This window comes from Streptomyces phyllanthi, from assembly GCF_009377205.1.
Lineage (GTDB): Bacteria > Actinomycetota > Actinomycetes > Streptomycetales > Streptomycetaceae > Streptomyces > Streptomyces phyllanthi.
Genome location: NZ_VJZE01000474.1, coordinates 1 through 6,890, shown reverse-complemented (window position 1 = coordinate 6,890; position 6,890 = coordinate 1). Strand labels below are relative to the sequence as shown.

4 protein-coding genes and 1 pseudogene are annotated in these 6,890 nt (G+C 71.5%); all 5 read left to right on the top strand.

The features are described 5' to 3' along the window. Nucleotides 1-214 (top strand): annotated as a pseudogene (locus FNH04_RS38440) (hypothetical protein); the annotation flags it as partial. A gap of 265 nt (nucleotides 215-479) precedes the next feature. Further along, nucleotides 480-1,889 (top strand): ABC transporter substrate-binding protein, encoded by a 1,410-nt coding sequence (locus FNH04_RS38435; protein ID WP_152790525.1) that lies wholly within the window; start codon nucleotides 480-482, stop codon nucleotides 1,887-1,889. Between the two features lie 9 nt (nucleotides 1,890-1,898). Next, nucleotides 1,899-3,254, top strand: a complete 1,356-nt coding sequence (locus FNH04_RS38430; RefSeq protein ID WP_152790523.1) for a carbohydrate ABC transporter permease — start codon at nucleotides 1,899-1,901, stop codon at nucleotides 3,252-3,254. Beyond that, on the top strand, nucleotides 3,251-4,177 hold the full coding sequence (locus tag FNH04_RS38425; RefSeq protein ID WP_152790521.1) for a carbohydrate ABC transporter permease: 927 nt from the start codon (nucleotides 3,251-3,253) through the stop codon (nucleotides 4,175-4,177). The genes FNH04_RS38430 and FNH04_RS38425 overlap by 4 nt, the downstream gene beginning before the upstream one ends. 259 nt (nucleotides 4,178-4,436) lie before the next feature. Then, nucleotides 4,437-6,716: a bifunctional glycosyltransferase/CDP-glycerol:glycerophosphate glycerophosphotransferase gene (locus tag FNH04_RS38420; protein WP_194236958.1), complete on the top strand. Its 2,280-nt coding sequence runs from the start codon at nucleotides 4,437-4,439 to the stop codon at nucleotides 6,714-6,716. Nucleotides 6,717-6,890: the final 174 nt, after the last annotated feature.

The window sequence follows — 6,890 nt, the reverse complement described above, 5'->3', positions numbered from 1 at the left end:
CTTCCAGGCGGGCCGCGTCACGGGCCGTATCCCCCGTACAGCCACGCTCCGCCCCACGGTGGTCCCCCTGGACTGGACCCGCATGGGCGACCCCCCGACCCGCCGCCCGGTCCGCGAGCTGGGCAACGGCCCGACGGACCTGGCCCTCCTGGCCAGCGCCCTGGACCGAGCGGCCCGCTCGGTGTCGGCAACACAGGTGGCTTCGCTTCCGTGACGGGTGTGACCGACGGTCCCCGAGCGATGCGGCGGGCCGTCGGAAACAGGAGTGACCCCCTGTCAGCGGCCATGTGACGGGCCGTCAGCCATCCTTCGGCGGCAGACCCGCGAGCGACGTACCGCGCCCCGCTCCACGTCACGAGGCGGTCACGATCGCCGAGTTGACACCGTAGGCGCTCTTGCCGACCCCCGACGACCCGGCGTAGACCGGAGCCACGGGACAGCGTTCGGACGTTCGACGAGGAACGAAGAACGGGGCAGTGATGCGCAGCACTCTTCGTACAGGTACGTCGCTCAAGCACACGCCACACCACAGAAAACCCGGAACCGTGAAGGCCCTCGCGGCGCTCGCCGCGGGCGTCCTCGCCCTCTCCCTCACCGCGTGCGGCGGTGACGACGGTGGCGGCGGCGACAGCACCGGCAAGGGCGACGGCGACGGCAGGGCCAGCGTGCAACTACCCAAGCTGGACGGGCAGAAGCTGGAGGTCGCGGCCGTCTGGACCGGCGCGGAGAAGGACAACTTCACCAAGGTTCTGGACGAGTTCGAGAAACGCACCGGCGCGGAGGTCACCTTCGTGCCGACGGGCAACAACACCTCCACCTTCCTCGGTACCAAGATCCAGGGCGGCAAGCCGCCGGACGTCGCGTTCCTGCCCCAGGTCGGCGTGTTGCACCAGTTCGCCGAGAAGGGCTGGATCAAGCCGATGGGCAGCGCCGCCGAGAAGCAGCTGAACAAAAACTTCTCGAAGGGCTGGGTGGACCTCGGAAAGTACGAGGGCAAGCAGTACGGGGCGTATGTGAAGGCCGCGAACAAGTCGCTGGTCTGGTACAACACCGCGGCGTTCGAGGCGGCCGGGATCACGGACACCCCGAAGACCTGGGACGAGTTCGTGCAGACCGCGCAGACGCTGTCCGACGCGGGCTCCCCCGCCGTCTCCATCGGCGGCGCCGACGGCTGGACACTCACCGACTGGTTCGAGAACGTCTACCTCTCGCAGGCGGGCCCGGAGCTGTACGACCAGCTGGCCCAGCACAAGATCAAGTGGACGGACCCCTCCGTCAAGGAGGCCCTGACCACGCTGGCCGAGCTGTGGGGCAAGGACGAGCTGATCGCGGGCGGCCGCAAGGGCGCGCTGGGGACGGAGTTCCCGAAGTCGGTCACCCAGACGTTCTCCGGTGACACCCCGGCCGGGATGGTCTTCGAGGGCGACTTCGTGACCGCGAACATCAACGCCGACACCAAGGCGAAGGTGGGCACGGACGCCAAGGTCTTCCCGTTCCCGGCGGTCGGCTCCGACTCCCCGGTGGTCAGCGGCGGCGACGCGGCGGTGGCACTGAAGGACAGCGAGGGCGCGCAGGCCCTGCTGACGTTCCTGGCGTCGACGGACGCGGCCGAGATCTGGGCCGCGCAGGGCGGCTTCCTCTCCCCCAACAAGGAGATGGACCAGGGGGCGTACAAGGACGACGTCACGCGGGACATCGCCAAGGCTCTGCTCGCCGCGGGCGACGACTTCCGCTTCGACATGTCCGACCAGGCCCCGGCGGCCTTCGGCGGCACGCAGGGCGCCGGCGAGTGGAAGGACCTGCAGGACTTCCTGCGGAACCCGAAGGACGTGGCGGGCACCCAGAGCAAGCTGGAGTCCGATGCCGCCAAGGCGTACGAGAACGGCTGACGGCCCGTCATGGCGGATGCCGTTGCCAAGTCGACGGGGGGCGCCGGTGCGCTGCCGACGCCCCCCGTCACCTCGCGCAAGAGCGTGACGGGCACCCGGCTGTGGGTGGCGGTGCTGTTCCTGCTGCCCGCGCTGGTGCTGCTCGGCGCGCTCGTGGTCTACCCGATCGGGTACTCGGTCTGGCGGAGCCTGTTCGACGCCGACGGCTCCGGCTTCGTCGGCCTCGGCAACTACGTCGACGTCTTCACCGACGACTCCACGCTGACCGCCGTCCGCAACACGGCGATCTGGGTCGCCGTCGCCCCCGCGGTCGTCACCGCGCTCGGACTGATCTTCGCCGTCCTCACCGAACGGATCCGCTGGGGAACGGCGTTCAAGCTGATCGTCTTCATGCCGATGGCGATCTCGATGCTCGCCGCGGGCATCATCTTCCGGCTGGTCTACGAGCAGGACCCCGAGCAGGGCGTGGCGAACGCGGTGGTCACCTCCGTGCACGACGTGTTCGCCGACGAGTCGGTCTATCCGAAGGCCCGGCCCAACGCGCAGGTCAGCGATCTGAAGGCGTCCGGAGGCGGCTCGTTCACCTCCACGGGCACGGTCCGGGCGGGGACCCCGGCCCTGCTCCCCCTGGTCGGTATCGCGCCCAACCGGCTGCCCGGCGACCCGCAGGACGCGAAGCCGGCCACGGGCGACGGGATCACCGGCACCGTCTGGCTGGACTTCAAGCTGGGCGGCGGCGGTGAGAAGGGCGCGGTCGACGCGGGCGAGAAGGCGCTGAAGGGCGTCAAGGTCGAGGCGGTCAAGGACGGCAGGGTCGTCGCCTCCACGACCAGCCGCGCCGACGGGACGTTCTCGCTGCCGAAGGAGGCCGACGGGGCCCGGCTCCGGCTCCCCGGATCGAACTTCGCGGCGCCCTACGACGGCATCGAGTGGCTCGGCCCGACCCTCGTGACTCCGTCGATCATGGGCGCGTACGTGTGGATGTGGGCCGGCTTCGCGATGGTGCTGATCGCGGCCGGGCTGGCCGGAGTGGACCGCAACCTGCTGGAGGCGGCCCGCGTGGACGGCGCCAACGAGTGGCAGGTGTTCCGGCGGGTCACGGTGCCGCTCCTGGCACCGGTCCTGGTCGTCGTCCTCGTCACGCTGATGATCAACGTGATGAAGATCTTCGACCTCGTCTACATCATCGCGCCGCAGCCCAGCCAGGACGAGGCGACCGTCCTCGCCCTGGAGCTGTATCTCGTCTCGTTCGGCGGCGGGAACAACGAGGGGCTCGGCAGCGCGCTCGGTGTCGTCCTGCTGCTGCTCGTGCTGCCGGTGATGTGGGTCAACATCCGACGACTGCGGAAGGAGCGCCGGCGATGACCGCCCTCGACACGCCCACGCCCGGCACTCCGGCGGCAGGCAGCCCCGTACGCGACACACCCGGTCGCGCCGAACGGTCCCTCGTGGCCCGGATGGCGAGCCGTGCGGCGGGCGGGGCGCTGCGCGTCTTCCTGCTGCTGGTGGCCCTGTTCTGGCTGGTGCCCGCCTTCGGCCTGTTGGTCTCGTCGTTCCGCGACCCGACCGACATCGCCTCGTCGGGCTGGTGGAAGGTCTTCTCGGCGCCCGCCCAGCTGACCGCCAAGAGCTACGAGTCGCTGCTGGAGAACGACGACATCACCGGCTCCCTGCTCAACACGATCTGGATCACGGTCCCCTCGACACTCCTGGTGATCCTCATCGGCGCGATGGCCGGGTACGCGTTCGCGTGGATGGACTTCAAGGGCCGCGACTGGTGGTTCATGGCCGTGGTGGCGCTGCTGGTGGTGCCGGTGCAGGTGGCCCTGATCCCGCTCTCCGGTCTCTTCCGCGACCTCGGGATCTTCGGCGACATGATCGGCGTGATCCTGTTCCACGTCGGCTTCGGGCTCCCGTTCGCGATCTTCCTGTTGCGCAACTTCTTCGCGGAGATCCCCCGAGAGCTCCTGGAGGCGGCGCGGCTGGACGGCGCCGGCGAGGCCCGGCTGTTCCTGACCGTCGTCATGCCGCTCGGCGCACCGGCGATCGCGTCCCTGGGGATCTTCCAGTTCCTGTGGGTGTGGAACGACATGCTGGTCGCCCTGGTGTTCTCCGACGGGGACTCGCAGCCGCTGACGGTCGCCCTGCAGCAGCAGGTGCGGCAGTTCGGCAGCAATATCGAGATCCTCGCGCCGGGCGCCTTCATCTCCATGGTGATCCCGCTGGCCGTGTTCTTCGCGTTCCAGCGGCAGTTCGTGTCCGGGGTGATGGCGGGCGCGGTGAAGTAGGCCGCCCGGGCCTGGAGGGGCACACGGGGAGGAGCGCACGGGGGGGAGCCCACTGGAAGGGGCGCACCAGGAGGGGCGCACGGGGAGGAGCGCACTGGAAGGGGCGCACCAGGAGGGGCAGGCCGGGACCGGCTCGCCCCTCCACGCCCCCGTTCACGCCACTTCATCCCGCTTCCCCCGTATGCCGCATCGCACGTAACCCGTTCGCGCCGTGGGCCGTTGCCGGGCAGTCCGCCCGCTGCGACCCATGGATGTCCCCTTGCCCAGGTTCAGTGTCATCGTCCCCGCGTACGAGGTTCAGGCGTACCTGCACGAGTGCCTGGACTCCGTGCTGTCCCAGTCCTTCCCCGATCTCGAACTGATCGTCGTCGACGACTGCTCGCCGGACGCGTGCGGTGCGATCGCCGACGAGTACGCGTTCCGCGATCCCCGCGTACGCCCCGTGCGTCTGCCGCGGAACGAGGGCCTCGGGCCCGCCCGCAACGCCGGTCTGCGTCTCGCCACCGGCGACTACGTGCTCTTCCTGGACGGCGACGACACCCTCACCCCGGGCGCGCTCGATGCGATCGCCGACCGGATCAAGGAGACCGACGGCCCGGACGTCCTCGTGTACGACCACGCACGCGCCTTCTGGTCCGGTGCGGCCCTCCGTGACGAACACACCCTCCAGCTCACCGAGTCGGGCCCGGCTCCCTTCCGTCTGGAGGACCGCCCCGGGCTGCTGACCGTCCCGAAGGTGGCGTGGAACAAGGCGTACCGGCGTGAGTTCCTCGAACGCGAGCGCTTCACGTTCCCGTCCGGCGCCTACGAGGACACGGCCTGGACGTACCCGGTCCTGATGACCGCCGGGTCGATCGCCACCCTGGCCCGGGTCTGCGTGCACCACCGCCAGCGCCGCCAGGGCGGCATCGCGCGCACCCCGAGCCGGCGCCACTTCGACGTCTTCGAGCAGTACGACCGGCTCTTCGCGTACGTCGACGCCCGTCCCGCGCTGGCCCACTGGCGCCCGGCGCTGTTCCGCCGCATGGTCGACCACCTCGCCTCCGTGTACGCGCGGCGCGGGCGGCTGCCGATCGGCACCCACTCCGAGTTCCTCCGCCGGGCCCGCGCCCACTACGCCCGGTACCGGGCCCCGGGCGCCCCGGTCCGCCGGCTGGGCCGGGTGCGGCACGCGCTCGTCCGGCTGGGCAGCCACCGCACGTACCTGCTGCTGTCGCTCGCCGCACGGCTGGCGCGGCGCTCCGCCCGGGTCGCCTCCGTCCTGGCGCGCGGGGCCTGGCGGGCGGCGCTGCGCCTCCACTACCGCGTCCAGCGCCTGCTCCCCCTGCGCGAGGACCGCGCGCTGTTCTCCTCGGACGGGGGCCGCGGCTACGTGTGCAACCCGGCCGCGCTGGAGGACGCGTTCCGCACCTTCGCCCCCGGTATCCGTACCGCGTGGGCCGCCCGCCCGGAGCACCACCACACGCTGCCGACGGCGACGCGCCGGGTGACGCCGGGCTCGCTCGCGCACTGGACGGCGCTGGCCCGCTCCAAGTACCTGGTCGCCAACACGGACTTCGAGCCCCGGCTGGTCAAGCGCGAGGGCCAGGTCGTGGTCCAGACCCAGGCCGGCACGCCGCTCAAGCGCATGGGCCTGGACCTCCAGGACCGCCCGGCCGCCGCCCCCGCCACGGACTTCGCCCGGCTGCTGCGCGGCGCCGACCAGTGGGACTACGTACTGTCGGGCAACCGCCACTCCACGCTGGTCTGGGAGCGTGTCTTCCCGGCCGGGTACGAGACGCTGGAGTACGGCCAGCCGCGCAACGACGTGTTCCAGCGCGCCACCGCGGCGGACGTCGCCCGGCTGCGTACCTCGCTCGGCATCCCCGAGGGCGCGATCGCCGTCCTGTACGCGCCCACCCACCGCGACTACCGCCGCGGCCGGCACACCGCCCTCGACCTGGAGCGCGTCGCGCGCGAGCTCGGGCCGCGCTTCGTGCTGCTGGCCCGCGCCCACCACGCCTCCGGCGCGCCGCTGACCGACTCCTCCGGCCCCCGGGTCCTCGACGTGACGGACCACCCGAGCGTCGAGCACCTGTGCCTGGCGTCTGACGCGCTGGTCACCGACTACTCCTCCCTGATGTTCGACTACGCCAACCTGGACCGTCCCATCGTGATCCACGCGGACGACTGGGAGGCGTACGAGGCGGCCCGCGGCACCTACTTCGACCTGCGGGCCTTCCCGCCGGGCGCGGTCGCGCGCAGTGAGGACGAGCTGATCGACATCTTCGCGACGGGCCACTGGCGCGGCTCGCGCTCCACCCAGCTGCGGGCCGCGTTCCGGATGCGCTTCTGCCCGTACGACGACGGGCGGGCCGCCGAGCGGGTCGTACGGCGTGTGGTACTGGGCGAGACCGACGGCCTGCCGCCCTTCGTGCCGCTCGCGGAGCGCAGCCCGGTGCCGTCGGCCGCGGCCCTGCGGCACATGGGGGCTTCGCCCGATGTCTCGTCCCGGCTCACCGCCGTGCCGTCCCCCGGTGGCCGGGTCCGCGTCCGGTGAGGACGCGCAGCGGGTGCTTGCGGGGCCCTGCGCGTCATGGCCGTGGGGGCGGGTGGATGCCGTGGCGGTGCCGGGTCCGGCCAGGTGGGAGGCCCCGGTCCCCCGATGAGGTGATGCCGGGCTAAGCCGTCACCCCCATACGGGAAAAGACGACAAATGCCCCAGATATCCCAC

What these genes read in the sequence shown, in the direction of transcription:
- FNH04_RS38435 (WP_152790525.1), top strand. Translation starts at nt 480, where the DNA reads ATGCGCAGCACTCTTCGTACAGGTACGTCGCTCAAGCACACGCCACAC.
- FNH04_RS38430 (WP_152790523.1), top strand. Translation starts at nt 1,899, where the DNA reads ATGGCGGATGCCGTTGCCAAGTCGACGGGGGGCGCCGGTGCGCTGCCG.
- FNH04_RS38425 (WP_152790521.1), top strand. Translation starts at nt 3,251, where the DNA reads ATGACCGCCCTCGACACGCCCACGCCCGGCACTCCGGCGGCAGGCAGC.